22 protein-coding genes are annotated in these 26,417 nt (G+C 74.0%); 15 read left to right on the top strand and 7 right to left on the bottom strand.

Annotated features, from left to right (window positions below):
* Positions 1-88: 88 nt before the first annotated feature.
* Both ABZ452_RS12150 and ABZ452_RS12145 read left to right on the top strand, forming a co-directional pair.
* The gene (locus ABZ452_RS12150; protein WP_357941683.1) at positions 89-1,444 is read left to right on the top strand and encodes a BTAD domain-containing putative transcriptional regulator; all 1,356 of its coding nucleotides are present in this window, start codon (positions 89-91) and stop codon (positions 1,442-1,444) included.
* Positions 1,445-1,497: 53 nt separating this feature from the next.
* On the top strand, positions 1,498-2,535 hold the full coding sequence (locus tag ABZ452_RS12145; RefSeq protein ID WP_357941681.1) for a tetratricopeptide repeat protein: 1,038 nt from the start codon (positions 1,498-1,500) through the stop codon (positions 2,533-2,535).
* Here the strand turns inward: ABZ452_RS12145 and ABZ452_RS12140 are convergent.
* Positions 2,532-3,698 (bottom strand): cupin domain-containing protein, encoded by a 1,167-nt coding sequence (locus ABZ452_RS12140; RefSeq protein ID WP_357941679.1) that lies wholly within the window; start codon positions 3,696-3,698, stop codon positions 2,532-2,534. The genes ABZ452_RS12145 and ABZ452_RS12140 overlap by 4 nt on opposite strands.
* Positions 3,699-3,792: 94 nt before the next feature.
* Between ABZ452_RS12140 and ABZ452_RS12135 the strand changes: the two genes are divergently transcribed.
* The 5 genes from ABZ452_RS12135 to ABZ452_RS12115 all read left to right on the top strand — a co-directional run bounded on the left by ABZ452_RS12135 (position 3,793) and on the right by ABZ452_RS12115 (position 8,180).
* The gene (locus ABZ452_RS12135) at positions 3,793-4,650 is read left to right on the top strand and encodes a hypothetical protein (RefSeq protein WP_357941677.1); all 858 of its coding nucleotides are present in this window, start codon (positions 3,793-3,795) and stop codon (positions 4,648-4,650) included.
* The gene (gene fahA, locus ABZ452_RS12130; RefSeq protein ID WP_357941675.1) at positions 4,647-5,846 is read left to right on the top strand and encodes a fumarylacetoacetase; all 1,200 of its coding nucleotides are present in this window, start codon (positions 4,647-4,649) and stop codon (positions 5,844-5,846) included. Before ABZ452_RS12135 ends, fahA begins: the two co-directional genes overlap by 4 nt.
* 142 nt (positions 5,847-5,988) lie before the next feature.
* Positions 5,989-6,198 (top strand): DUF397 domain-containing protein, encoded by a 210-nt coding sequence (locus tag ABZ452_RS12125; protein WP_357941673.1) that lies wholly within the window; start codon positions 5,989-5,991, stop codon positions 6,196-6,198.
* A 111-nt stretch (positions 6,199-6,309) separates the two neighbouring features.
* On the top strand, positions 6,310-6,792 hold the full coding sequence (locus tag ABZ452_RS12120; RefSeq protein WP_357941671.1) for an SRPBCC family protein: 483 nt from the start codon (positions 6,310-6,312) through the stop codon (positions 6,790-6,792).
* 134 nt (positions 6,793-6,926) lie between these two features.
* Positions 6,927-8,180 carry a PQQ-binding-like beta-propeller repeat protein gene (locus ABZ452_RS12115; RefSeq protein ID WP_357941669.1) on the top strand — a complete coding sequence of 418 codons (1,254 nt, stop codon included), beginning with the start codon at positions 6,927-6,929 and terminating at the stop codon, positions 8,178-8,180.
* A gap of 116 nt (positions 8,181-8,296) precedes the next feature.
* Here ABZ452_RS12115 and hisC read toward each other — a convergent pair whose 3' ends face one another.
* The 4 genes from hisC to hppD are packed head-to-tail and all read right to left on the bottom strand — an operon-like array spanning position 8,297 to position 12,389.
* Positions 8,297-9,400, bottom strand: coding sequence for a histidinol-phosphate transaminase (gene hisC, locus ABZ452_RS12110; RefSeq protein ID WP_355346367.1), 1,104 nt, complete (start codon positions 9,398-9,400; stop codon positions 8,297-8,299).
* Complete coding sequence (locus tag ABZ452_RS12105; protein ID WP_357941666.1) at positions 9,397-10,440, bottom strand: RDD family protein; 1,044 nt, start codon at positions 10,438-10,440, stop codon at positions 9,397-9,399. The genes hisC and ABZ452_RS12105 overlap by 4 nt, the downstream gene beginning before the upstream one ends.
* A 19-nt stretch (positions 10,441-10,459) precedes the next feature.
* Positions 10,460-11,173 carry an RDD family protein gene (locus ABZ452_RS12100; protein WP_357941664.1) on the bottom strand — a complete coding sequence of 238 codons (714 nt, stop codon included), beginning with the start codon at positions 11,171-11,173 and terminating at the stop codon, positions 10,460-10,462.
* A gap of 10 nt (positions 11,174-11,183) precedes the next feature.
* Entirely contained in the window at positions 11,184-12,389 is a 1,206-nt protein-coding gene (gene hppD, locus ABZ452_RS12095; RefSeq protein ID WP_357941662.1) for a 4-hydroxyphenylpyruvate dioxygenase, read from the bottom strand.
* 140 nt (positions 12,390-12,529) lie between these two features.
* Here hppD and ABZ452_RS12090 point away from each other — a divergent pair, with 140 nt between their 5' ends.
* The 3 genes from ABZ452_RS12090 (at position 12,530) to ABZ452_RS12080 (ending at position 16,272) form a co-directional block, all read left to right on the top strand.
* Complete coding sequence (locus ABZ452_RS12090) at positions 12,530-13,021, top strand: Lrp/AsnC family transcriptional regulator (protein ID WP_262282752.1); 492 nt, start codon at positions 12,530-12,532, stop codon at positions 13,019-13,021.
* Between the two features lie 72 nt (positions 13,022-13,093).
* Positions 13,094-14,527, top strand: coding sequence for a PQQ-binding-like beta-propeller repeat protein (locus tag ABZ452_RS12085; protein ID WP_357941660.1), 1,434 nt, complete (start codon positions 13,094-13,096; stop codon positions 14,525-14,527).
* Between the two features lie 77 nt (positions 14,528-14,604).
* Positions 14,605-16,272 carry a fumarate hydratase gene (locus tag ABZ452_RS12080; protein ID WP_357941658.1) on the top strand — a complete coding sequence of 556 codons (1,668 nt, stop codon included), beginning with the start codon at positions 14,605-14,607 and terminating at the stop codon, positions 16,270-16,272.
* A 66-nt stretch (positions 16,273-16,338) separates the two neighbouring features.
* Here ABZ452_RS12080 and ABZ452_RS12075 read toward each other — a convergent pair whose 3' ends face one another.
* Positions 16,339-18,762 (bottom strand): hypothetical protein, encoded by a 2,424-nt coding sequence (locus ABZ452_RS12075; protein WP_357941655.1) that lies wholly within the window; start codon positions 18,760-18,762, stop codon positions 16,339-16,341.
* 290 nt (positions 18,763-19,052) lie between these two features.
* On the opposite strand from ABZ452_RS12075, the gene ABZ452_RS12070 reads away from it, so the two are divergent.
* The 3 genes from ABZ452_RS12070 to ABZ452_RS12060 all read left to right on the top strand — a co-directional run bounded on the left by ABZ452_RS12070 (position 19,053) and on the right by ABZ452_RS12060 (position 24,148).
* The gene (locus tag ABZ452_RS12070) at positions 19,053-22,028 is read left to right on the top strand and encodes a BTAD domain-containing putative transcriptional regulator (protein ID WP_357941653.1); all 2,976 of its coding nucleotides are present in this window, start codon (positions 19,053-19,055) and stop codon (positions 22,026-22,028) included.
* Between the two features lie 52 nt (positions 22,029-22,080).
* The gene (locus tag ABZ452_RS12065; RefSeq protein WP_357941651.1) at positions 22,081-23,490 is read left to right on the top strand and encodes a class II fumarate hydratase; all 1,410 of its coding nucleotides are present in this window, start codon (positions 22,081-22,083) and stop codon (positions 23,488-23,490) included.
* Between the two features lie 61 nt (positions 23,491-23,551).
* On the top strand, positions 23,552-24,148 hold the full coding sequence (locus ABZ452_RS12060) for a GNAT family N-acetyltransferase (RefSeq protein WP_357941649.1): 597 nt from the start codon (positions 23,552-23,554) through the stop codon (positions 24,146-24,148).
* On the opposite strand, the gene ABZ452_RS12055 is transcribed toward ABZ452_RS12060, so the two are convergent.
* A complete protein-coding gene (locus ABZ452_RS12055) occupies positions 24,115-24,660 on the bottom strand; it encodes a CGNR zinc finger domain-containing protein (RefSeq protein ID WP_357941647.1) in 546 nt (181 codons plus the stop codon). The genes ABZ452_RS12060 and ABZ452_RS12055 overlap by 34 nt on opposite strands.
* 82 nt (positions 24,661-24,742) lie before the next feature.
* Between ABZ452_RS12055 and ABZ452_RS12050 the strand changes: the two genes are divergently transcribed.
* Both ABZ452_RS12050 and ABZ452_RS12045 read left to right on the top strand, forming a co-directional pair.
* Positions 24,743-25,705: an EamA family transporter gene (locus ABZ452_RS12050; protein WP_357941645.1), complete on the top strand. Its 963-nt coding sequence runs from the start codon at positions 24,743-24,745 to the stop codon at positions 25,703-25,705.
* A complete protein-coding gene (locus ABZ452_RS12045) occupies positions 25,702-26,400 on the top strand; it encodes an HAD family hydrolase (protein ID WP_357941643.1) in 699 nt (232 codons plus the stop codon). Before ABZ452_RS12050 ends, ABZ452_RS12045 begins: the two co-directional genes overlap by 4 nt.
* Positions 26,401-26,417 lie beyond the last annotated feature (17 nt).

The following is a 26,417-nucleotide window of genomic DNA, read 5'->3' as shown; positions in this document are numbered from 1 at the left end:
CCCGGTCGCCGGGCCGGTCGCCCGGGCACTCACCATGCGCTCACCCCCTGATGACAACCGGCGGCCCGCGCCAGGCTGTCTGTTCGGTATGGAGTTTCGCCTGCTCGGACCCTTCGAGGCCCGCCACCAGGGCCGGCCGGTCGAGGTCGGCAGCCGCCGCCAGGAGCGCTGCCTGCTCGGTGTGCTGCTGCTCGACGCGGGACGGGTGGTCCGCACCGACCGCCTCATCGACCTGCTGTGGAACGGCCGGCCGCCGGTGTCGGCGCGCGGCGCCGTGCAGACGTACATCGGTCGGTTGCGGGGGGCGTTGGCGCCCTACGGGGTGCGGATCAGCACCCGGGGGGAGGGTTACCTCGTCGAGGCGGACGGGCACCGCGTCGACGTCGACGATTTCGGCGAGCTGGTGCGGGCTGCCGGCGCCGCCGCCGACCCCGCCGAGCGGGTGCGGCTGCTCGACCGGGGGCTGGCCCTCTGGCGGGGGCCGCTGCTCGCCGACGCGGCGGACGGCGAACTGCGGGACCGGCTGCACGGCACCGTCGAGGAGCTCCGGCTGGTCGCTGTCGAGCTGCGCGCCGAGGCGCAGCTCGCGCTGGGCCAGCACGCCCGGGCGATCGCCGAGCTGATGCCCCTGGCCGCCCGGCATCCGGCCCGGGAACAGCTCGTCGCCGTGCTGATGACCGCGCTGTACCGGGGTGCCCGTCAGGCCGACGCGCTGCGCCTGTACGGGACCACCCGGGAGTTGCTCGTGGACGAGCTGGGCGTCGAACCGGGGCCGCGCCTGCGGGAGGTGCACCGCCGCATCCTGCGGGGCGACGACCGGCTGGACCGGCCCGGGCGGCCCGTCTACGAGGTCCGGGTGCGCGACGAGTGCCTGCCCTGGAGCGTCGGGGGTCACCCGGCGTTGGACTTCTGCAACACCTTCGCCGGGTGGGGGCACGAACCGCCGTTGCCGGGCGCCGAGTGGCTGCGCGGCTACCGCACCCTGGCCGTGTGGGCCGGGCACGTGGGGCTTGTCGACGACGTCTCGGTGAGCCGGCTGCTGCACCTGGGCCGGCGGCGCCCCGGCGAGGCCGAGGCGGTGCTCGCCGAGGCCCGGGGCCTGCGACAGGCGCTGTACGGATGCCTGACCGACCCGGACGACCGGCCCGCGTTCGAGGTGGTCGCCCGGCACGCGGAGGCCGCCGCGAAGGAGCTGGTGTTCCGGCGCGAGACCGACGGTCGCGGGCGCTGGTGGCCGGAGCTCGCGGCCGGGCTCCGGATGCCCCTGCACGCGGTCGCGTGGAGCGCCGCCCAACTGCTCGCCGATCCGCGCCGGCTCACCCTGCGGACCTGCCCGGACGAGCGGTGCGGCTGGCTGTTCCTGGACGAGAGCGGGCTGCGGCGCTGGTGCAGCCTGGGGACCTGCGGACGCTCGCTGGACCGGTCCCGCTGCCACAGCGCCTGACCGGCGTTCGCGCCAGGCGGCGGGGGCGGCGGCCGGCGGTTACGCTCGCCGGGATGCCGAACGACGCCGCCCCCGACCAGTCCGCCGCCGACGGCTACGTCCAGCGCGCGCAGCTCCTCGCCGAGCTGGGCCGGTACGACGAGGCCGCCGAGGAGCTCGACGGCGCGCTCGCCACCGATCCGGGCAACGCCGAGGCGTTGACCATGCTGGCCCGGGTGCACCTCGCCGCCGGCCGCCCGGCGGAGGCGCTGCCGGTCGCCGAGGCCGCCGTGGCCGCCGCCCCCGGGGCGCTGTCGCCGCTGGTGGCGCGCGGTTTCGCCCTGACCGACCTGGGGCGGTGGAAGGCCGCCGCGAGCGCCGGTGACGACATCCTGGCGCGCGGCCCCGACGACGCGTACGCCCAGCGGAGCGCCGCCGCGATCCTGGCCGGCGCGCGCAACGGGCAGCCGGCGCTCAACGCCGCCTGGCGCGGTGTGGAACTGGCTCCGGAGACTGCCCAGGCGCATCTGGTGCTCGGCCTGGTCGCGGCCCGGTTGGAGCTGTACGACCTGGCCGAGCGGGCCTACCGGGAGGCGTTGCGGCTGGACCCGGAGCTGGCCGGGGCGCGGCACGACATGGGCGTGATCCGGCTGGAGCAGCGCCGCTACGCGGCGGCGCTGGAGCAGCTGGTCGAGTCGGCGGCCCTGGACCCGGCGGGCGGCGGCACCCGCCGGACCGTCGGCGACGGGTTGCGCGAGCTGGTCGTCCACGGGGCGGGCTGGTCGCTGGTGGCCACCGTGCTGGTCGCCTTCCTGGCCCCGGTCGCGCCGGGCCCGTCCCGGGTCCTCGCCGTGCTGGCCGCGCTCGGCGGGGCCCTGCTGGCCTGGCGGCGGGCGGCCCGGCTGCCCGGCCTGCTGGACACCGTCCTGCCCGGGCTGTTCCGCACCGACCGCGGGCTGGCCCTGGCGGTGTGCGTGGTGGCCGTCGCCCCGGCGCTGCTGGTGCTCTACGCGCTGGCCGGCGGCCCGTGGCCGCTGGTCGCCGGGATCACCGTGACGGTGGTGGCCGAGTTCATCGTGCTCGCCCGGACCGGCCACCACCCCCGGCGTTAGGCGCGGCGCGCCCAGGTCCAGGCGTACGCGTCGTCCTCGCAGGCGGTCGCCGCGTCGCAGAGGTCCAGGGGGCGGAAGGTGTCCACCATGACCGCCAGCTCGTCGAAGAACTCCGCCCCGATCGACCGCTCCGCGGCGCCCGGCTGGGGGCCGTGGGTGAAGCCGGACGGGTGCAGCGAGATCGAGCCCTGCTCGATGCCGGAGCCGCGCCGGGCCTCGTAGTTGCCGCCCGTGTAGAAGAGCATCTCGTCGGAGTCGACGTTGTGGTGGTTGTACGGCACCGGGATGGCGCCCGGGTGGTAGTCCACCTTGCGCGGCACGAACGAGCAGATCACGAAGTTCGGGCCCTGGAAGGTCTGGTGCACGGGCGGCGGCTGGTGGATCCGGCCGGTGATCGGCTCGAAGTCGTGGATGGAGAACGCCCACGGGTACATGTGCCCGTCCCAGCCGACCACGTCGAACGGGTGGTTGGCGTACACGTACCTGGTCCAGCCCCGCCGGTGCCGGACCAGCACCTCGACGTCGGTCTCGTCGACCAGCAGCGGGGTGTCCGGCCCGCGGACGTCCCGCTCGCAGTAGGGGGAGTGCTCCAGGAACTGCCCGCGTACCGAGAGGTAGCGCTTGGGCGGGCCGACGTGGCCGGCGGCCTCGATGGCGAGCAGCCGGGTCGGCTCGTCGCCGGTGGGCACGAGGCGGTGGATGGTCGAGGTGGGGATGACGACGTAGTCGCCGGCCACCGCCTCCAGCACGCCGAACGGGGACTCCACCCGCAGCGTCCCGGACTCGACGTAGAGGCAGTGGTCGCCGGTGGCATCCCGGAACAGCGGCGACGGCCGGTCGGCCAGCACGTAGGCGATCCGGACGTCGTCGTTGGCGAGCAGGTACTGCCGGCCGAGCACGGGGTCGGCGCCGGGCCCGTCGAGCTTGTGGGTGCGCAGGTGCCGCGGCTTGAGCGGCAGGTTGGGCACCCGGGTGAAGGCGGGCGGGGCGAACTCCTCGGCGGCCACGATCGCGGTGGGCGCGTGCCGGTGGTAGAGCAGCGACGAGTCGGAGGAGAAGCCCTCCTGTCCGACCAGTTCCTCGGCGTAGAGGCTGCCGTCGGGCTGGCGGAACTGGGTGTGGCGCTTGCGGGGCACCTCGCCGACGCTGCGGTAGTACGGCATCTCGCCTCCCGTTATGTCCCGTTCTCCGGCCGGTGACGTCCGATAATCGGACGCTGTTGTCCGTTCCTTGTAGCGTCCCGTAGATTCTTGTCTCGTGTCAACGCAGGTGCCTCGTCTCTTCGCCGGCCTGGTCGACGACGCGGCGGTCTTCCCGCCCGGCAGCGCCGCGCTGCCGGACGCCGTGACCTCGCATCACCAGCACCGGACCGGGTGGTACGCCGACCTGGTCGGCCCGCTGCTGCTGCCCGCCTCGACCCTGCCCGACCTGCCCGACCTGCTCGCCCCGGAGGCGACCCTGGCGGTCGGCGTGATCGGCGACGTGCCGGTCGGCCGGCTGGAGGCGGCCCTCGCCGAGGCGGACGCCCGGCTGGCCGTCCGCCAGGTCGAGGCGCCCGTCGCCAAGCGCGGCGAGGACCCGCTGCCCGGCCTGGCCGACCTGCTCAAGCTCGCCGAGCGCCTCGGCGGCACCACGGTCTACGCCGAGATCCCGCTGACCTTCGGGCTGATGGGCGCGCTCGACACCCTCGCCGGGGCGCGGGCCGGCGGGCTGCCGGTGGCCGCCAAGTTCCGCACCGGCGGGCTGGCCGCCGAACTCTTCCCGACCCCGGTCGAGCTGGCCGCGGTGATCTGCGCCTGCCGGGACCGGGAGCTGCCGTTCAAGCTGACCGCCGGGCTGCACCAGGCGATCCGGCACCGGGACCCGGAGACCGGCTTCACCCACCACGGGTTCGTCAACGTGCTGGCGGCGACGCTGGCCGCGACCGGGGGCGCCGAGGTCGACGGGGTGGCCGAGCTGCTCGCCGCCACGGACCCGCTCCGGCTGGTCGAGCCGGCCCGGTCGCACCAGGAGGCCGAGCGCCCGCTCTGGGTCGGCTACGGCTCGTGCAGCATCTCCGAACCACTGACCGATCTGATCCGGCTGGGGCTGGTGAACGGGGGCTTTGAGGAATGAGTTGGGTGACGGGTGCGGCGGGCTCCGCGTACGGGGTGACCAACCTGCCGTACGGGGTGTTCCGGCAGGGCGACCGCGAGCCGCGGATCGGCGTACGCATCGGCGACTTCGTGCTGGACCTGGCCGGCGCGGAGGCCGCCGGGCTGGTGCTGGCCGCCGGCGCGCTCGGCCGGCACACCCTCAACGACTTCATGGCGCTCGGCCGTCCGCAGTGGACCGCCGTGCGGCAGCGGGTCACCGAGCTGCTCACCGACCCGGCGCACCGGCCGGCCGTGGAGCCGCTGCTGGTGCCGCTGCGCGAGGTGGAGCTGCAGCTCCCGTTCGAGGTCGCCGACTACGTCGACTTCTACTCGTCCGAGCACCACGCGTCGAACGTCGGGCAGATCTTCCGCCCCGGTCAGCCGCCGCTGCTGCCGAACTGGAAGCACGTGCCGATCGGCTACCACGGCCGGGCCGGCACGGTCGTCGTCTCGGGCACCCCCGTCGTGCGCCCCACCGGCCAGCGGGCCACCGCGCAGGGCCCGACCACGGGCGCCTCCGTCCGGCTGGACATCGAGGCCGAGGTCGGCTTCGTGGTCGGGGTGCCGAGCCGGCTCGGTGACCGGGTGCCGATCGCGGACTTCGCCGACCACGTCTTCGGCGTGGTGCTGGTCAACGACTGGTCGGCGCGGGACATCCAGGCCTGGGAGTACCAGCCGCTCGGGCCGTTCCTGGGCAAGTCCTTCGCCACCTCGGTCTCGGCCTGGGTCACCCCGCTGGACGCGCTGGCCGACGCCTTCGTGCCCGCGCCCGACCAGGATCCGCCGGTCCAGGACTACCTGCGCGACACCCCGCACCTCGGGCTCGACCTGACCCTGTCGGTCGAGTGGAACGGCGAGCGGGTCGCCGAACCGCCCTTCGCCACCATGTACTGGACCCCGGCCCAGCAGCTCGCCCACCTCACCGTCAACGGCGCCTCGCTGCGGACCGGCGACCTCTACGCCTCGGGCACCGTCTCCGGTCGGGAGCGCGGGCAGGTCGGCTCGTTCCTGGAGCTGACCTGGGGCGGGGCCGAGCCGGTCAAGTTCGCCGACGGCGCCGCCCGCACCTTCCTGGAGGACGGCGACACGGTGACGATCACCGCCACCGCGCCCGGCCCGGACGGCACCACGGTCGCCCTCGGCGAGGTCACCGGCACCATCCTGCCGGCGCGCTGAGTCGCTTCTGCTCACTCTCCGTCCCCGGTCGCACCCGCTGTGCGACCGGGGACGTTTCCTTGGCCGTTGATCGTCGCGGATTACGTACGCCCCGGCGGTGCGGGCCGGGGCGCACCCGAGTGGAACAGGAAGGACCGCGAGGATGACCGAGTTGACCGGCGCCGTCTGGCGCACCAGCAGCCGCTCCAACGATCAGGGCCTCTGCGTCGAGGTGGCGACCAACGTGGTCGCCGCGCACGGCGTGGTGGGCGTACGCGACTCGAAGGACCCACAGGGTCCGGCGCTCGCGGTCAGCCCACCGGGCTGGACGGCGTTCGTCGCCGCGATCCGGGGTGACGCCTTCCGCTCCTGACCGCTCACCGGGCGCCCGGTGCCCCGTTCGGGGCACCGGTGGTGGAAATGTCACCGCAAGGCTCCCCTTACCCCGTGACGGCCCGTACCGTGGACGACACGGGAGGTGCCCATGTCGACGGTGACGGTTTCCGCATTCATCGAAGCGCAGGACGTCGACGTCTGGCGGCTCCTCACCGACCTCCCGGCGCGGGCCGACTGGCTCTCCGCGGTCGGCACGGTCGACGTTCTCAGCCCGGGCGACTTCGGGCCCGGCACCGCCTGGCGGGAGACCCGGGTCCGGCCCGACGGCGTCGCCGAGCCGGAGGAGTTCCTGGTGGTCGAGGCGGCCGCCCCGGCCCGGCTGGTGCTCAGCTCGCGGGGCGCGGGCGCGGACTACCGGATCACCTGGACGCTGCGCACCGTCGAGCGCCGGCGGCGCGGCTGCACGGAGGTCACGGTCGAGCACGAGGCCGCGCCGACCCGCCCGTACGGCCGGGTGCTGGCCCTGATTCTCGGCGGCCTGGCCGCCCGTGCGGTGGAGGGCGCCATCCGCCGCGACCTGGCCGACCTGGCGCTGGCCGTCGGGCCCACCCGGTCCGCCGAGGCCGCCTGAGCCGATCCGGGCAGCGGGAACGGGGCCTCGTCCGTCGGCGCCCGCGCAGGCCGCCGCGACTCCACCCCGACGTGGCTGACGCCGCGCGGTCGACGGGGGCCGCCGCTGGGTAGGGTGCCGGGCGGAGGTGCGGCATGGGCAAGCCCGCGGGGCGGCGGATCCTGGTGGCGGTCGTGGCGGTGCTGGCCGTCGCGGCGTCGGTCGCCGTGGTCCTCCGGGTCCTCGCGCCCGCCGAGGTCGAGACGGTCGCCCGGGGCGCGTACCCGGCCGCGCCGACCCCGCCGGTCGGCGTGATCGGCCGGCTGCCGGTGGCGCCGCTGGTCGTGGACGGCCGCCTCCGCGTCTACGCGGGCACCCGCCAGGTGTACGCGGACCAGCCCGTCTCCGGGAAGCACCGGGTCACCCCGTTCTGGTCGTACCGCCGCTGGCCGGCCAGGCTGGTCGGGGTGCTCGCCGAGGGGACCACGGTGGTCAGCCGCTGGTCGGACGGGAAGCTGGTGGCGCTGGACGCGCGTACCGGACGGGTCGCCTGGCGGGCCGTGGGCCCGGAGCCGGGCGCGGTGCCGAAGCCCCGCCGCACCTACGCCGCCACGGTCTGGGATCCGGCGGGCCTGCACGTCACCCGGGCCGCCGACGGCCGTGCCGTCCTGGTCGCGGCGGGCCCCGACGCGATCGGCGGGTACGAGCTGGCGGACGGCCGCCGGCTGTGGCGGGCGGAGGTGGCAGGGGACTGCCGTGCCGACGTGGGCACCACGGCCGCCGGCGAACTGGTCGGGGTGGACTCCTGCGCCGGGCCGGCCACTGTCGAGCTCCGGGACGCCGCGACCGGCGCGGTACGGACCCGCTGGCGACCGCCGGACGCCCCGGAGCAGCTCGTGGTGACCCCGGTCGGCTGTCGGGACGGCCACTCGGCCTGCCGTGGGCTGCGTACGTCGGGGCGGGGCGACGACACCGGCCGGGGCTGGCTGGTCCCGGGCGAGGGTGAGCCGGTGGCCGCCCCCGCGCTGGACGGCCCGGACGCCGAGCTGGACGGCGAGCACGCGGTGTCCGCCGCCGGAGGTGTCGTCACCGGACGGTCCGCCCGGACGGGCGCCGAGCTGTGGCGCCGGGCCGACCTCGGTGCGGTCCGGATCCTGGCGGTCGAGCCGGGCCGGGTGTACCTGCTGACCGAGGGACGGGACCTGATCACGCTGGACCCGGCCACCGGCGCGGAGCGGTCCCGGTTCGTCCTGGACATCGGCCGGGACGGGGTCGGCTGGCAACCCGGCCGGGCGCACGCGGCGGACGGTTACGTGGCGGTGGAACGGCTGCGCGAGGGGGCCCGCGCGGACGACGACGACCAGGGGTACTTCCTGATGGCCGAGTCGGTGCTCCTTGCGCGTACCTGACCGGCAAACAGGCAACAAAACGGACAAAACGGTATTAGAGTGACCATATCACCGAAGGGTGAGGTGTCCGGGACCGGTCCGTAGGGGGTTGACGGACCGGCCCCGGACCTGCGCCGTCAGGCCAGCGCGGCCTCGGCGGCGGCCAGGAAGGCGTCGTTCTCGGCCGGCGTGCCGATGGTGACCCGCACCCCGTCGCCGGGGAACGGCCGCACGATCACGCCGCGCGCCTCGCACGCCCGGCCGAACTCGACGGCCCGGTCGCCCAGCGGCAGCCAGACGAAGTTGGCCTGGCTGTCCGGCACGTCCGGGACGAACTTGCGCAGCGCCTCGGTGACCCGGTCCCGCTCGGCGACGACCAGCGCGCAGCGCCGCTCGACCTCGTCGGCCTGTGCGAGCGCGGCCAGCGCGCCCGCCTGGGCGGCCATGCTGGTGGAGAAGGGGGTGACCACCTTGCGCACGGCGGCGGCCACGGTCGGCTCGGCGACCAGCCAGCCGATCCGCAGGCCGGCCAGGCCCCACGCCTTGGACAGGGTGCGCAGCACGGCCACGTTCGGCCGGTCCAGGTAGCTCAGGCCGTCCGGCACCTCGGGGTCGGTGACGAACTCCCGGTACGCCTCGTCGATCACCACGAGCACGTCGTCCGGCACCGCGTCGAGGAAGCGGTCCAGCTCGGCCTTCCGTACCGCGGTGCCGGTCGGGTTGTTCGGGTTGCAGACCAGGATCATCCGGGTCCGGTCGGTCACCGCCGCCGCCATCGAGGCCAGGTCGTGGCCGTGGCCGGCGTCGTTCGGCACCCGCACGCTGGTCGCGCCGCTGGTCGCCGCGATGATCGGGTACGCCTCGAAGGACCGCCACGAGTAGAGCAGCTCGTCGCCGGGCAGGCAGGTGGCCCGCACCAGGTGCTCGGCCAGCGCCACCGAGCCGCAGCCGGTGGCGATCCGGTCGGCGTCCACGCCGTACCGCTCGGCGAGGGCCTGCCGCAGCGCCACCACGCCCATGTCGGGGTAGCGGTGCGAACCGGCGACCGCCTCGGCGACCGCCTCCACGACGCCGGGCAGCGGGCCGTACGGGACCTCGTTGCTGGCCAGCTTGATCGCCTCGGGCAGGCCCAGCTCACGGGCCAGGTCGGCCGGGCTGCGCCCGGGCACGTAGTTGGGCAGCGCGTCCAGGTCGGCGCGGGTGAGCCGCAGCGGAGGCTGGTGACGTCCGGTGTCGGTCATGGGGTGTCTCCCGGGGGGTTGGCGCGGTCGCGCGTGGTGGTACGGGTGTCGGGCCGGACGCGGGGGAGCTGGACCACCACGGTCTGCGCCCGCTTGTCGTGCAGAGCCTGGCGCAGCGGTTGGTCGAAGAGCGGTGAGGCCGCGTCCACGAACTGGAGCAGCAGGCCCAGGCCGCAGCAGTACCAGAGCAGGGTGGGCAGGCCGAGGGTGCTCCAGCGCCGGGTGGCCCGGCCGAAGCCGAGCGGCTGGTCCGCCTCGACCGGCAGGGCGCGGATGCCGACGAGCCGCTTGCCGAAGGTCTGCCCGCGGGCGGCCATCGAGGGCACCTCGTAGGCGAACCAGAGCGCGGTGGCGATGAGCAGGATGGCGATCTGGAGCCCGGCGGCCTGCTCGCCCGGCTGGGGCAGCCCCTCGGTGGAGGTGTCCCCGGCCAGCGACCGGCGCAGCGACTCGCGCAGGTACGGCGAGATCTCCTCGACGTAGCGCCAGACGAACCAGCCGTTGACCACGGCGTTGAGCAGGAACACGACGCCGAAGTCGATCAGGCGGGCGACCAGCCGGGCGCCGTACGACGCGAGCGGCAGCCCGTGCGGGCGCGGCGCCGGCGGCCGCCCCGGCCAGCCGGGGTACGGCCAGCCCGGCGGCGGTCCCTGCGGGCCCGGTTGGCCCGGCTGTCCCGCCCACGGGGCGGGCTGTCCCGGCTGCCCCGGCTGTCCCGCCTGTCCGGGCTGTCCCGGTTGTCCGGGCCACGGGCCACCCTGCCCCGGCCACACCTGTCCCGGGCCACCGGCCGGCGGGCCCGGGTACGGCCCGGGGGCCGGCGCGCCGGGGTGCGTGCCGGGCGCCGGGGCCGGCTGGCCCGACTGCGGCGCGGCCGCGGTGGCGGCCGGTGCGGAGACGGGGGTCGGCTCGGGCGGCGGTGGGCCGTCAGGTGGGGTGGCGTCGACCGGGATCGGCGCGCCGATCCACCCCTCGCCGTCCCAGTACCGGCGGGTCTCGGTGTCGGCGGGGTCGACGTACCAGCCGGGTTGCACACTCACGGCCGTGCCTCGCTGTGCTTCACGGTGCAACCTTAACGACGACCGTTCCGGCGACCTTGTCGTGCAGGGTCTGCTGCCAGGGCTTGTCCCAGAGCTGCCAGAACCCGTCGAGGTAGTTGGCGAAGGGCACCAGGGAGCCGGCGACGAACTCCACGAGGTACCGCCGGCCGAGCACGCCCCGGGTCAGGGGCGCGGTCGGGTCGAGCGGGACGATGCGCAGCTTCATCACCTTCTTGCCGAGCGTCTGGCCGGTCCGGCGGGCGTACTCGACGTGGTAGAGCCAGTAGAAGACGAACATCAGCAGCAACAGCCCGGCCTCGGCCAGCAGCAGCGGCAGGAAGAAGTCGGTCAGCACGGTGGCCGGGTCGGGCTCGGGCACCGTCCCGTCCGGGGCGACCGCCATCAGGTCGCTGAACATCCGGAACCAGAGCCAGAGGAAGACCGGCAGGAACAGCACCATGGCGACCGCGCTCGCCACCGCGGTGTCGATCAGCCAGGCCACCAGCCGCTCGCCGAAACCGGCCAGGGGCTGGCCGTTGGGGGCCAGGGTGGGCGGCGCGAAGGCCGCGTGCGGGGCGTGCCCCGGGGGTGGCGGCGGATAGCTCGGCGGCCCGGCGTACGCGGGCGGGGTGCGCTGCGGCGGCGGCAGGTACGGCCCGGACGGCGGCGCGAAGCCGCCGCCCGCGGGCGGGGGCCCGGCGGGCGGCGGAGACGCTGGTTGAGGCTCGGTCACGCGGACAGTGTTACAGGTTCCCGCGCTTCTCCTGCTCCCGCTCGATGGCCTCGAACAGGGCCTTGAAGTTGCCCTTGCCGAAGCCCAGCGAGCCGTGCCGCTCGATCAGCTCGAAGAAGACGGTCGGGCGGTCCTGCACCGGCTTCGTGAAGATCTGGAGCAGGTAGCCGTCCTCGTCCCGGTCGACAAGGATCTTGCGGGACTTCAGCTCCTCGATGGGCACCCGCACCTGGCCGATCCGGGCGCGCAGCTCCGGGTCCTCGTAGTAGGAGTCCGGGGTGTCGAGGAACTCGACTCCGGCGGCCCGCATGGCGTCGACGCTGGCCAGGATGTCGTTGGTGGCCACGGCGATGTGCTGGGCACCCGGGCCCTGGTAGAACTCCAGGTACTCGTCGATCTGCGACTTCTTGCGGGCGACGGCCGGCTCGTTGAGCGGGAACTTCACCTTGCGGGTGCCGTTCGCGACCACCTTGCTCATCAGCGCGGAGTAGTCGGTGGCGATGTCGTCGCCGATGAACTCGGCCATGTTGCTGAAGCCCATGACCCGCTTGTAGAACTCGACCCACTCGTCCATCCGGCCCAGCTCCACGTTGCCGACCACGTGGTCGACGGCCTGGAAGAAGCGCTTCGGCTGGATGCCGGCGTCGATCATCGGCTGCCGGTCCACGATCGGGCCGCGGGCCACGAAGCCGGGCAGGAACGGGCCGGTGTAGCGGGAGCGGTCGACCAGCGTGTGCCGGGTGTCGCCGTACGCGGCGATGGCCGCCATCCGGACGATGCCGTGCTCGTCGCTCACGTCGTGCGGCTCGACCAGGCCGGTCGCGCCCTGGGCGGTGGCGTGGGCGTACGCGGCGTCCACGTCCGGCACCTCCAGCGCGATGTCGGAGACGCCGTCGCTGTGCTTCGCGACGTGCTCGGCGCCGTCGGCGTCCGGGCGGACCGCGCCGGTCAGCACGAACCGGGCGGAGCCGCTGGTCAGCACGTACTGGGCGTGGTCCCGGTAGCCCTGCTCCGGCCCCCGGTACGCCACGCAGGTCATGCCGAAGGCGGTGGAGTAGTAGTGGGCGGCCTGCTTGGCGTTGCCCACCAGGAAGTGCACGTGGTCGAGGCCCTTGACCGGGAACGGGTCGCGGGTGATGTCGTGGTCGACGGCGCCGACGAGCGCGTCGACGTCGACCTCCTCGGTCGACTGGGGTCGGTCGATCGCCTGGGTCATGAGGGCCTCCCTTGCGTACCGGCCGGCCTCGTGGGCCGCCGTTGCTCTGCTGTTGTGGCGAGGATCGCTGCGCCGCCGCCGGTTGGGCAATAGTCGGCGGAAACTCTGGTCAGGTTGTGCATTCGGTAATATGAAACCCCATGAACACTGGTCAGGATGTACAGCTCGACGCGCTGGACGCTCGCTTGATTGATCTGCTCGCCGAGGAACCCCGGATCGGGGTGCTGGAGTGCTCGCGGCGGCTCGGCGTGGCCCGGGGCACCGTCCAGGCCCGGCTCGACAAGCTGGTCGAGCGGGGCGTGGTCGCCGGGTTCGGGCCGGACATCTCGCCGGCCGCCATCGGCTTCGGGGTCACCAGCTTCGTGACCCTGGAGATCAGCCAGCGGCACGGCCACGACCCGGTGACCGCGCACCTGGCCGCCATCCCGGAGGTGCTGGAGGCGCACACGATCACCGGCTCCAGCGACCTGCTCTGCCGCATCGTGGCCCGGTCGAACACCGACCTCCAGCGGGTCATCGACCAGATCGTCGCCTCGGAGGGCATCCGCCGCGCCTCCACGATCATCGCCCTCGCCGAGCAGATCCCCTACCGCACCCTGCCCCTGGTCCGCTCCGCCGCCCGCGGCGCATAACACGGCGGCCAGCCGAGAAAGCGGCGCGACACGGCCGTTCGGGGGGCCGGCGCACCGGTGATCGTCGCTACCGTGTGCGGTGTGAAGGGCCTTGGCGTACGCGGCTGGTTGCTGCTGGGGCTCATCACCGTGGTCGTGCTCGCCGCCACCGGCGTGTGGAACCCGTTCCCCGCCGTGTGGGACTGGGTCGACCGGAGCAAACCGATCTCCGAGCCGGACGTGGTCTGGCAGCAGCGGGTCGGCGGCACCCCGAAGAGCGTCACCATCGCCGGCGACACCGTGATCGTCGAGCAGCGCACCCGGGTCGAGGCCCGCAGTCTGGCCAACGGCGCGCAGCTCTGGGAGCGCAAGGCCGACTGGGCGGCGGTGGCCGGCGGCGACCGCGACCCGATCGTCGCCGTGGGCAAGCTCCTGCACAAGGGCTACGAGGTGCTCGACCCCACCACCGGTGTGGTGCGCCGCCGCGACGAGCGGGCGGTGGCCGTCTGGACCTACCGCAACCTGCTGCTCGACGCCTACTGCGTGCAGTCCACCGACTGCACCCTGCGCGCCTGGGAGCCGCGCGGCACCGCGCCGCGCTGGAGCGCCTTCCTGCCCGGGGTGAACAGCGGGGTGCTCGCCGACAACCCCGAGCTGCTGGGCACCCGGCGGCTCGGCGCGCCGCGGATCGACGGCGGGGTGGCCGGGCCGGAGTCGGTCCCGCCGCTGCTCGGCTTCCCGGTCGACGGCCGGGTGCACGTGGTGGACACCGCCATCGGCCGGGTGCTCCAGAACGTCGAGCCCGGCCGCGAGGAGCGGCTCGCCGTCGTCGGCGGGCGGCTGCTCCGGATCGCCGCCACCTCCCGCGACGGGACCTGCTACTTCGCCCTCACCGCCGTCGACCCGGCCACCGGGCAGCAGGTGTGGCGGCGCAACGGGGTGAACCTGCGGACCGCCGACTACGCCGGCTGCGTGCAACGGGAGGACCCGCAGGGCGCCCGGAACGTGCTGATCGGGGTCGCGCCGGACGGGCGCGAGGCGGTGCTCGACGGGTACGACGGCCGGCTGCTCCAGGTCGGCGCCGAGGGCGAGAAGCTGCTCGCCGTCGACGACCGCTACGCGCTGGTGCGCAGCGCCGACAAGGGCTCGCTCCTCGGCCGGGAGCTGTCGGTCGACCGCACCCGCTGGACCCGCCCGGCCGGCGGGAAGACCGGCGCGGCGCTCACCCCGTACGCCGCGCTGATCGCCGAGGAGAAGCCGTCCCGGCTCATCGCGGTCGAGCCGCGGAGCGGTCGGGAGCTGGTGCTGTTGCGGACCTCCGCGAACGCCCTGGCGGTCGGTCCGAACGGCATGATCATCGGAGAGGGCCGGGAGATCGGGTACGTCCGCTGGGGCGCCGGCGCCGCCGGGGTGCCCCCGCCGGACGAGGGCGCGGTGCCCGCGCCGGACCCGGGCGACACCTGGCGACCCCCGAACGACCAGGGTAGTTGCGGTCCGAAGAACGAACTCTGTGCCGGCGGCAAGTGACGCCGGGTGAGAGCGGCGTCCCAGGACGCACCCGGCGGGTGCCACCGATCGAAGGCTCTGCCCTAGGCTTTTCGGTCATGAGCAGTGCCGCCGCCTTCTCGTACGCCCCCCTGCTGCCGACCGGACCCGACCAGACGGAATACCGCCTGGTCACCGATGAGGGCGTCGACGTCGTCGACGGCCCCGGTGGCCGTCGGTTCCTCACCGTGGAGCCGGCCGCGCTGACCGCGCTGACCGCCGAGGCGATGCACGACATCGCCCACTTCCTGCGCCCGGCCCACCTGGCCCAGCTCCGGTCGATCATCGACGACCCGGCGGCCTCGCCGAACGACCGGTTCGTCGCGCTGGACCTGCTGCGGAACGCCAACATCGCCGCCGGTGGCGTGCTGCCGATGTGCCAGGACACCGGCACCGCGATCGTCATGGGCAAGCGCGGCCGGCACGTGCTCACCGACGGCACCGACGCCGAGGCGATCTCGCGCGGCGTCTACCAGGCCTACACCCGGCTCAACCTGCGCTACTCGCAGCTCGCCCCGCTGACCATGTGGGACGAGCGGAACACCGGCAGCAACCTGCCCGCCCAGGTCGAGCTCTACGCCGAGGACCCGGACGGGCACCCCGACGCGTACAAGTTCCTCTTCATGGCAAAGGGCGGTGGCTCGGCCAACAAGTCCTACCTCTACCAGGAGACCAAGGCGCTGCTGAATCCCACGCGGATGATGCAGTTCCTGGAGGAGAAGCTGCGCCTCATCGGCACCGCGGCCTGCCCGCCCTACCACCTGGCCATCGTCATCGGCGGCACCTCCGCCGAGTACGCGCTCAAGACCGCCAAGTACGCCTCCGCGAAGTACCTGGACGCCCTCCCCACGCAGGGCTCGATGAGCGCGCACGGCTTCCGCGACCTCGAGCTGGAGGCCGAGGTGCTGGAGCTGACCCGCAACTTCGGCATCGGCGCGCAGTTCGGCGGGCGCTACTTCTGCCACGACGTGCGGGTGGTCCGGCTGCCCCGGCACGGCGCATCCTGCCCGGTGGCCATCGCGGTCTCCTGCTCGGCCGACCGCCAGGCGGTCGCCAAGATCACCCCGTCGGGTGTCTGGCTGGAGCGCCTGGAGACCGACCCGGCGCGCTACCTGCCCGACGTCACCGACGCCCAGCTCGACAGCTCCGAGGTGGTCCGGGTCGACCTCAACCGGCCGATGGACGAGATCCGCGCCGAGCTGTCGAAATACCCGGTGAAGACCCGGCTGTCGCTGACCGGCCCGCTGGTGGTGGCCCGGGACATCGCGCACGCCAAGATCGCCGAGCGGCTGGACGCCGGCGAGCCGATGCCGCAGTACCTGCGCGACCACGCCGTCTACTACGCCGGCCCGGCCAAGACCCCCGAGGGCTACGCCTCGGGCTCGTTCGGCCCGACCACGGCCGGCCGGATGGACGCCTACGTGGAGAAGTTCCAGGCGGCCGGCGGCTCGATGGTGATGCTGGCCAAGGGCAACCGCTCCGCCCAGGTCACCCGCTCCTGCCAGACCCACGGCGGCTTCTACCTCGGCTCGATCGGCGGGCCGGCCGCCCGCCTCGCCCAGGACTGCATCAAGCACGTCGAGGTGCTCGAATACCCCGAGCTGGGCATGGAGGCGGTCTGGAAGATCCAGGTGGAGGACTTCCCCGCCTTCATCGTGGTCGACGACAAGGGCGAGGACTTCTTCGCCGAGGTCACCAAGCCGGTGCTCACCGTCGGGCGGCGCTGACCCTCGACGTACGCGAAAAAGGGCGCCGGGTGGGATCGCACCCGGCGCCCTTGTCGGTGTCCTCGGTCAGGTCGGGTCGGCCACCGGGAACCAGTACACGCCCTCTCCGGAGGTGATGCCGGACTCCGTCCGGCTGAAGAGGTACAGGTAGTTGTCGCCCGCCTCGGTCGGGGTGAGGGTGATCGTGGCGGTGCCGTCCGGGCCTGCCGGGACCGTCTTCTCCTCGGCGCCGAAGCGGTAGACGAACTCGGTGCTGCCGGGCACGTGGGCGGTCAGCGTGAAGGCGCCGGCGATCCCCGGGCCGCCCGCACCGCCGCCCGACGGGTAGTCGTCGCTGGTCACCGTGGGGGCGAGCCGGCCGATGACCAGGGCGTACTCCGTTTCGTCGGAGACGACGTCACCGATCTTCTCGCGCACCTTGAGCCGCACCCAGCCGCTGGTGTCGACCGGGTACGACCGCGGCGTCCAGCTGACGGTGGCGGTGCCGTCGGCCGCCGCCGCCACCGTCTGCGGGCCGTCCCCGAAGTCGTAGACGTAACCGGTGACGCCGTCGCGGGCGGGGTGGAAGCTGAACTGGCCGGTCACGCCCGGACCGCCGGCCTCCTGGTACATGGGGTAGTCGGTGGAGCTGACCTCCGGCGCGTGCGAGAAGACGACGAAGTACGCGGAGGCGGTCTCCGACTCGATGCCGTCGGCGGTCCGGCTGAACACCTCGATCCACTGGAACCCGGCCTCGCTCGGGGTGTACGTGACCGTGGCCGTCCCGTCCTCCCTCGCGGCCGCGGTGTGCTGCTCGCCGCCGTTGACCGACCAGACGTACCCGGTCACGCCCGGCATGCCGGGGCTGAAGGTGAAGGTGCCGGACGTGCCGGCGAGCGGGCCGTCCCCGCCGTCGAGCGGGAAGTCCGTCGAGGAGATGGCCGGTGCGCTGGCCAGGTAGAAGTGGTACTCGCCGGTGCCGCTGGGCAGGTCGTCCGAGGTGCGGCTGGTGACGGTGACCTTGTTGGAGCCACCCTTGCGCGGGGTGATCGTCACCGTCGCGGTGCCGTCCGCGCCGGCCCGCACGGTCGCCGGCTCCCCGTCGTTGAGGCGCCAGGTGTACTCGACCACGTTCTCCATGCCGGGCGCGAAGGTCAGCTCACGCGGCTCACCGAGGCCGCCGGTCGGGTTCCCGTCGGTCACCGTCGGCGCGGTGTTGCGCACCCGGAACTCGTAGCTGGTCTGCGGGGAGCGGTTGCCGGTCCGGTCCACCGCCTGGACGTACAGCTGGTTGGTGCCGTAGCTGGTCGGCGTGGCCGAGATGGTCGCCGTGCCGGCGGCGTCGGCGCTCACGTAGGTGAGCGCGCCGAAAAGGCCGTACCGGAAACCGACGACGTCATCGGCGCCCGGTGCGCTCAAGGTGAACCGGCCGGGGACGCCCGGCCCGCCGTGACCCGGCCAGCCCCCTTCGGACGGGTAGTCGGTGGAGGTCACCGTGGGCGCGGGCGGCACCTTCGTGTCCACGGTGAACCGGCACTCCGGCGACCAGGCCGAGCTGTCGCCGTCCTGGTCGGTGGCGCGGACGCTGAACGCGTACGTGCCGCCGTCCGTCATCACGCCGTCCGGGACGGTGTACTGGAACCGGGACCCGGAGGGCAGCGTGTAGGAGAACTCGAACTCGGTCCGCTCGCCGGGCCGGTCGGCCGGCCACCAGGCGAAGGCCGCCTTCAGCCTGTCGCCGCTGCCGGTGTCGTTGACGTCCGGGTCGGTCACGACGGCCTGGAGCTCCGGCCGGGTGGTGCCGATGAAGAGGTCGTCCCGGCAGGCGACGCCACCGGCCGCGAGCCGGGTGGGGACGTCCGGCGCCCGGTTGTGCTCCAGCGAGACGCCGAGGGTCGTCACCCGCCGGCTCCAGTGGAGGCCGTTCTCGTGCTCGCCGATGCGGAGCATGAGCGTGAGCCTGTCCTGCTTGGCCGCGACCGCCTCGCTCACCGCGTCGGTGATCGCCGTGCTCAGGTAGCTGGCGGGGCAGGCCGGGCCGGACACGGTGAGGTCGGCGAGCTTCTCGACGGCCCTGGGCGCGGTCTTCCAGGTGGGCGCGGCGGTCGGGTTGTCGGTCCGCCAGAGCTGGAGCTCGCGCGGCTTGTCGCAGTCGGCGACCGACCGCTCGCCGGTCACCGTGCGGGCGCTGATGATCCGCTGCCCGTGATAGGGCGTGAGGTCGAAGGTGAAGTACGCCCGCGAGGTGTGCTTGTCGCCCGAGGCGCCCTGCCACGTGCCGACCGGCAGGGTGCCGTCCTCGGGCGGGAAGGAGCGGGTCGGCTCGGCGTTGTCGGTCCAGGCAGCCTGGACGGGCTGGACGAAGTCCTGCACGGCTGACGCCGGCTGGGCGGCGACCGTCAGGGCGCCGGTGGTGGTGAGCAGGGCCGCCAGGCCCGTGCCGAGAAGACGGCGCGGTACGCGCCTCCGGCGTGCCGTGGACGCGCCGGTGGTACCCCCGTTGAGATGCAAGGTGGCTGCCTCCGATGAATGTGGTCGGACTCATGCAGCTCAGCGAAGGCCGGCCCGCGGACGTTACGCCGTTTCCGCGCTCGGCGGCTCGATCGACATCGGTGCGCCCGCCCGGGCGCGGGGCCCGGGCGGGCGCACCGCCCCCGTCGGATGTCGTCATCGACAACCACGGTCAGTCTCCGGGCCGGTGCTGTCGATCCGCTATCAGATCGCTATCGTCTGCCCGAGGCGATCCGTGACCGTCGGGTTACGCTGCTGGAAGTTGCACAGGAAGGCGTGCGGGGGCGTAGATGCGGTTCGCGATTCTGGGGCCGCTGCGGGTCGGCGGTGGCGAGGCAACCATCACCGCCGGTCGGGATCGGACGATCCTCGCCGTGCTGCTGCTGCGCGCGGGCCGGGTGGTGCCCGTCGAGGAGCTGATCGACGCGGTCTGGGAGGACCGCCCGCCGGCCACCGCGCGCACCCAGCTCCAGATCTGCGTGTCCCGCCTGCGACACCGGCTGGCGACGCTCGGGCCACCGGTGGAGATCATCATCACCGACCCGGTCGGCTACGGCGTCCGGATCGAGCCGGACGACCTCGACGCCGAGGTCTTCGCCCGCGGCGTGGAGGCGGGCCGGGTGGCGGCCGCCGCCGGCCGGCACACCGAGGCGCGCCAGCACTACCGCGCCGCGCTGGCGCTGTGGCGCGGCCCGGCACTGGGCGGCATCGCCAGCCGGAGCGTACGGCGGCGGGCGCAGACCCTCGACGAGCAGCGGCTCGCCGCGCTGGAGGAGTGCGTCGACGTCGAGCTGCGCCTGCGCCGGGCGGCCGACGTCATCGACGAGCTGACCGAGAGCGTCGAACGGCATCCGCTCCGCGAGCGGCTGCGCGGCCAGCTCATGCTCGCCCTGTCCGCGGTGGGCCGGCAGGCGGACGCGCTCGCCGTCTACCGGGAGGGCCGCCGCATCTACGCCCAGGAGCTGGGCATCGAGCCCGGTGCGGCGTTGCAGGAGCTGCACCAACGGGTCCTGGCCGGCGACCTGGCGCTCGCCGGTGCGGACAACCGGACGATCGTGCCGGTCCGCTCGCTGCCCCGGGCGATCAGCGACTTCACCGGCCGCCAGGAGACGGTGGCCCGCCTCGTCAAGGAGATCGAGGGGGACGGAGTCCGGATCCAGCTCGTCGACGGGATGCCGGGAAGCGGCAAGACGACCCTCGCCGTGCATGTGGCGACCGCCCTCGGCGAGCGCTTTCCGGACGCGCACCTGTTCGTCGACCTGCACGGCCACAGCGAGCGCACGCCGCTCACGCCGGCGGCGGCGATGGCCACCCTGCTGCGCCAGCTCGGGGTGCCGGCGAAGCGGGTGCCGCTGGACGTCGACGACCGGTTGGCCCTGTGGCGCACGGAACTGGCCGGCCGGAGGGCGGTGGTGGTGTTCGACAACGCGGCGAGCACCGCGCAGGTGGCGCCGCTGCTGCCCAACGGGCCGGACAACGTCGTCCTCATCACGAGCCGGCGTCGGCTGGTGGGGCTCGACGACGGCCGGCCCTCCTCACTGACCGTGTTGGAGCGGGACGAGGCGGTCGAACTCCTGGGGCGGGTCGCGGGCGCGGGCCGGATCGAGGCGGAGCCCGTGGCGGCCGCCGAGGTGGCACGCCGCTGCGGCTACCTGCCCCTGGCCCTGCGCCTGGCGGGCGCCCGGCTGGCGCACCGCCCCGGCTGGCGCGTCTCCGACCTGGCCGAGCGGCTGGCGACCGGCAGCGACCCGCTCGCCGAGCTGGCGGCGGGGCAGCGGTCGGTGGGGCAGGCGTTCGCCCTGTCGTACGCGCAGCTTCCGCCGCCCGCCCAGCGACTGTTCCGGCTCCTCGGCCTCCACCCCGGCGCCCGGTTCGACAACGGGGTGGCGGCCGCCCTCCTCGGCGTGCCGATGCCCGCGAGCCAGCACCTGCTCGACGAGCTTGTCGACGCACACCTGGCGGAGGAGGTGCAGCCGGGGCGGTACCGGCTGCACGACCTGATCCGGGAGTACTCCCGCACCATCTCGGGCCAGCCGGAGCACGCGACGGAGCGCCGGCTGGCACTCGAGCGACTGCTGGATCACCACATGCACGTGGCCGCCGCCATCGCCCGCACGATCGAGCTCGTGGGGAGCCCGTCACTCTCCCGGCTGCCCGAGCCGACCCGCCTCGACCTGGTGACCGCGACCGCCGCCCAGGGCCGCTCGTGGTTCGACGAGAACCGCGCCGCGCTCACCGCCCTGGTCCGGCTGGCCGAGGCGGAGGGTCTTCTCCGGCACTGCTGGCAGTTGGCCCGGGCCACCTGGCGGGCCAACTTCGACGGCGGGCACCTCGACGAACTGCTGGAGACCCACACCATCGCCCTGCGCGCCGCCGAGGCGCTCGGCGACGACGAGGCGATCGCCACGACCCTGAACTACCTGGCCTCCGCGCACTACCGGTTGGCCCGGTTCACCGAGGCGATCCGACTCATGGAGGTCGCGCTCGTCCACCGGCGCCGGCTCGGGCGCGCGGCCGAGATCGGCTCGACCCTGGGCAACCTCGGCGTGGCAGCCCTGACCAACGGCGACTACCGGCGCGGCAAGGAGTATCTCGACGAGGCCCTCGCCCTCAAGCAGCACTCGAACGGCGCGCACGCGAGCTTCCTGAACAACCTTGCCTACGGCCTGCTCTGCTGGGGCCGCTATCCGGAGGGTCTGCGGGTGGCGCGGCACCACCTGTTCCTGGCGCAGCAGCATCGGGACACCCGCCACGTGGCCCTGGCGATGGGCCACATCGGGATGATCCGGCACCGGCTGGGGCACACCGAGCCGGCCCGCCGGCTGTTGCGGGTCGCCCTGCGCTTCAAGCGCCAGGCCGCCAACCGCTTCGGTGAGGCCGAACTGCTCAACGAGCTGGGGATGATCGAGCAGGAGACCGGCCGTCCTGAGCGAGCCGCGGAGATGCACCGCGAGGCGCTGCTGATCATGATCGAGGCGGCGGATCGGATCGGGCAGTGTTCGTCCCGGAACCTGCTGGCCCGGGCGATCCTCCAGCAGGGCGATGTCGCGAGCGCGCTCGATCTGCACCGCCGGGTGCTCGAGGACGCCACCCGCCTGGGTTCCCGCCACGAGCAGGCCCGCGCACTGGACGGGATGGCCCGCTGCGTGCGCGGCAGCGATCCGGGCAGGGCGCGGACGTACGCCAGCCGGGCTCTGGCGCTCTTCCGGCAGATCGAGTCACCCGATCAGCACCCGACCGCGGCGCTGCTCGCCGAGCTGGGCTGAGCGGGGCGGCCGGCAGCGCTTTCCGCTGCGTGCCGGCGACCAGCGCGGCAGGATGGTACGCGTGACGACTCCAGAGGCGACCGGTTACCGGATCGAACGCGACTCGATGGGTGAGGTGGAGGTGCCCACCGAGGCGCTGTGGCGGGCGCAGACCCAGCGCGCGGTGCAGAACTTCCCGATCTCCGGGCGGGGCCTCGAACCGGCCCAGATCAAGGCCCTGGCGCAGATCAAGGGGGCGGCGGCCCAGGTCAACGCCGAGCTGGGTGTGATCGGCGCGGACGTGGGTGAGGCGATTGCCACGGCCGCCGCGCACGTCGCCGACGGCGGATACGACGACCAGTTCCCGGTCGACGTCTTCCAGACCGGCTCCGGCACCTCGTCCAACATGAACACCAACGAGGTGATCGCCACCCTGGCCGGCCGGGAGCTGGGCCGCAACGTGCACCCGAACGACGACGTCAACGCCTCCCAGTCCAGCAACGACGTCTTCCCGTCCTCGATCCACCTGGCCGCCACCCAGGCGGTCGTGGAGGACCTGCTGCCCGCGCTGAAGCACCTGGCCGGCGCGCTGGAGGAGAAGGCCGCCGAGTTCGAGACCGTGGTGAAGGCCGGGCGTACGCACCTCATGGACGCCACCCCGGTCACCCTCGGGCAGGAGTTCGGCGGCTACGCCGCCCAGGTCCGCTACGGCGTCGAGCGACTGGAGGGGGCGCTGCCCCGGCTGGCCGAGCTGCCCCTCGGCGGCACCGCCGTGGGCACCGGCATCAACACCCCGCTCGGCTTCGCCGCGAGGGTGATCGAGAAGCTGCGCGCCTCGACCGGGCTGCCGTTGACCGAGGCCCGCAACCACTTCGAGGCGCAGGGTGCCCGGGACGCGCTGGTGGAGACCTCCGGCCAGCTCCGTACCGTCGCCGTCGGGCTCTACAAGATGGCCAACGACATCCGCTGGATGGGGTCCGGCCCCCGCGCCGGCCTGCGCGAGCTGCGTATCCCCGACCTCCAGCCCGGCTCGTCGATCATGCCCGGCAAGGTGAACCCGGTGGTCGCCGAGGCGATGCGGCAGGTGTGCGCGCAGGTGATCGGCAACGACGCCGCGGTGGCGTTCGCCGGCTCCCAGGGCGACTTCGAGCTGAACGTGATGCTTCCGGTGATGGGCCGCAACCTGCTGGAGTCCATCCGGCTGATCTCCGCGGCGAGCCGGCTCTTCGCCGACCGCCTCGTGGTCGGCCTGGTCGCGGACGCCGAGGTCTGTCTCGCGTACGCCGAGGGCTCGCCGTCGATCGTCACCCCGCTCAACCGCCACCTCGGGTACGACGAGGCCGCCTCGATCGCCAAGGAGGCGCTGGCCAGGCAGGTCTCCATCCGTGAGGTGGTGATCTCCCGCGGGCACGTCGACTCGGGCAAGCTCAGCGAGACCCAGCTCGACGAGGCCCTGGACCTGCTCCGGATGACCCACCCCTGAGCGGCCCCGCCGCGCGGATATCCGCTCGACCCGGGCGCGGGTCGGCCGGCATCATCCGCCCATGGCCGGAGATGACGAGGTGTTCCTGCGGACCGCGCGGCTGCGGCTGCGCCGGGTCACCATGGACGATGTCGACCACCTGGTCGACCTGGACGGCGACCCGGAGGTCATGCGGTTCCTGACCAACGGCCGCCCGACCCCGGCCGAGGTGGTCCGCGGCGAGCACCTGCCCCTGCTGCTGAGCCAGTACACCCGGCATCCGGGCCTCGGCCGGTGGGCGGCGCTCGACCGGATGACCGACGAGTTCCTCGGCTGGCTCGCGCTCGATCCCTCGGCGGACGGCACCGAGGCGGAGCTGGGCTACCGGCTGCGCCGCGCCGCGTGGGGGCACGGGCTGGCCACCGAGGGCGCGCGGGCGCTGGTGCGGCACGCCTTCGACACGGTCGGCGTCCGGCGGGTGTGGGCCCAGACGATGGCGGTCAACGACCGCTCGCGCGCGGTCATGGCCCGGGCGGGGCTGCGCTACGTCCGCACCTTCCACCTGACCTTCGACGACCCGATTCCGGGCACCGAGCACGGCGAGGTGGAGTACGAGCTGCGCCGCGAGGACTGGCCCGGGGTGCGTCAGGAGTGGGACGCGGCCTTGCGGGCCCGGTAGGCGCTGACCGCCGCCCGGTTGCCGCAGCCGGCGTCGCAGAACCGGCGGGACCGGTTCTTGGACAGGTCGACCAGCACGTTCTCGCAGTCGGGGTGGTCGCAGAGACGCAGCCGGCTCAGCTCGTCCGTGCGGACCAGGTCGGCCAGCGCCATGGCGGCCTCGACCGCCATCCGGGTGGCCAGCGGCGCGTCCCGGGGCACGGCGTGCAGGTGGTACGGCTCGTCGTCGTGCCGGACGAGCTGCGGCAGCGCGTGCGACTCCCGGAGCAGCCCGTTGACCACGGCCACCACCTCGTCGATGTCGGCGTACCAGATCCGGCGGAGCCGGGGCCGGAGCGCGCGGACCTCGCGCAGCTCCGCCTCGGTGTGCTCGTGCCGGCCGGTCCACCCGTACGCGGTGAAGAACTCGTCGAGGGCGGCCACGTCGGGCAGCCCCTCCCGGTCCGGGCCGGCCGTGTTGACCAGTGCCGCGGACGCGATCAGGCCGCATTCGGTGTCATGAGCAAACAGCAACTTGACTCCTGTCGGGGTGCCGGCCTAACGTCATCAGCATAACCCCGTTTGACTCATGTCCGGTCGACCCAAGGAGCTGTCGATGCGTGAACGGCCCGGCGTCGGCCTCGGCCTGGCGCTGCTCTCCGCGCTCACCTTCGCCACCTCGGGCACCTTCGCCCGACCGCTGATCACCGGCGAGTGGTCCGCCGAGGCGGTGGTGCTCGCCCGGGTCGGCATCGCCGCGCTGGTGCTCGCCGTGCCCGCCCTGCTGGCACTGCGCGGCCGGTGGCCGGTGCTGCGCCGCAACGCCGGCACGCTCGTGGTGTTCGGGCTGCTCGGGGTGGCCCTGGCCCAGGCGTGCTTCTTCAACGCGGTCCGCTACCTGCCGGTCGGCGTCGCGCTCCTGCTCGAATACCTGGGCATCGTGCTGGTGGTCGGCTGGATGTGGCTGGTCCACGGCCAGCGGCCCCGGCTGCTCACCGTGGCCGGTTCTCTGGCCGCCCTGTGCGGCCTGGTGTTCGTGCTGGACCTGACCGGCGCCGGCAGCCTCGACCCGGTCGGCGTCCTCTGGGGGCTCGGCGCCGGGGTGGGGCTGGCCGGCTACTTCGTCATCGCCGGACGGGTCGATCCCGCGCTGCCGTCGGTGGTGATGGCCAGCGGTGGCATGGCCGTCGGCGCCGTGGTGCTGCTCCTGCTCGGGCTGGTCGGGGCGCTCCCGCTGCACGCCGGCACGGCCGACGTGAGCTTCGCCGGGCACGAGATGAGCTGGCTGGTGCCGATCGCCGGCCTGTCGCTGATCGCCGCGGTGGTCGCCTACCTCACCGGCGTCGCCGGGGCCCGGCTGCTCGGCGCGCGGCTCTCCTCCTTCGTCGGGCTGACCGAGGTGATGTTCGCCGTGCTGATCGCCTGGCTGGTGCTGGACGAGCTGCCGAGCACCGTGCAACTGCTCGGCGGGGCGCTCATCGTGGCCGGTGTGGCCCTGGTCCGGGTGGACGAGCTGCGCTCCGCGTCGGAAGCCGCCCCGCCGGCCCCGGCCGAGCCGGCCCTGACCGCCGAGCGATGAGCGGACCGCCCCGCGCCGTCGTCTTCGACGCCGACGAGACCCTGGTCGACCTGCGTCCGGCGGTCACCGGTGCGCTGGCGGCCGTGCTCGACGAGATGCGGCGGCGGACCCCGACGGCCGCCGGGGTGTCGCTCGCGGACCTGGAGGCCGACTGGGGCGCGGTCTTCGGGGCGCTGAGCGCGGCGCCCGTGCAGGAGATCCGGCGGGCGGCGCTGGCCCGGTCGCTGGCCCGCGCCGGGCTGGACGCCCACCTGGACGAGTTCGCCGCGCTCTTCTTCGCCCGCCGGTTCGCGCTGACCCGGCCGTTCCCGGACGCGCTGCCCGCGCTGGCCGCGCTGCGCCCCCACCACCTTCTGGGCCTCGCCACCAACGGCAACAGCCGGGCCGAGCGCTGCGGACTCGCCGGCGAGTTCGCCTTCGAGCTGTACGCGCACGAGAACGGCCTGCCCAAGAAGCCGGCGCCGGACTTCTACGCCGCCGTGGTGGCGGCCGCCGGGCTCCCCGCCGAGCACGTCGTGTACGTGGGGGACTCGCCGGAGCACGACGTGCTCGCGGCCCAGCGCGCCGGGCTGCCGGCGATCTGGCTGAACCGGGGCCGCCTGCCCCGCCCGCGGGGGCTCACTCCCGACGCCGAAGTGTCCACCCTGGCCGACCTGCCCGACGCGCTCGCCCGTCTCCGAACGGCGAAAGCCTGATTGCGGTCTATACCGGA

This window comes from Micromonospora sp. NPDC005707 (assembly GCF_040631005.1).
Lineage (GTDB): Bacteria > Actinomycetota > Actinomycetes > Mycobacteriales > Micromonosporaceae > Micromonospora.
This window is presented reverse-complemented; position numbering and strand designations above follow the sequence as displayed.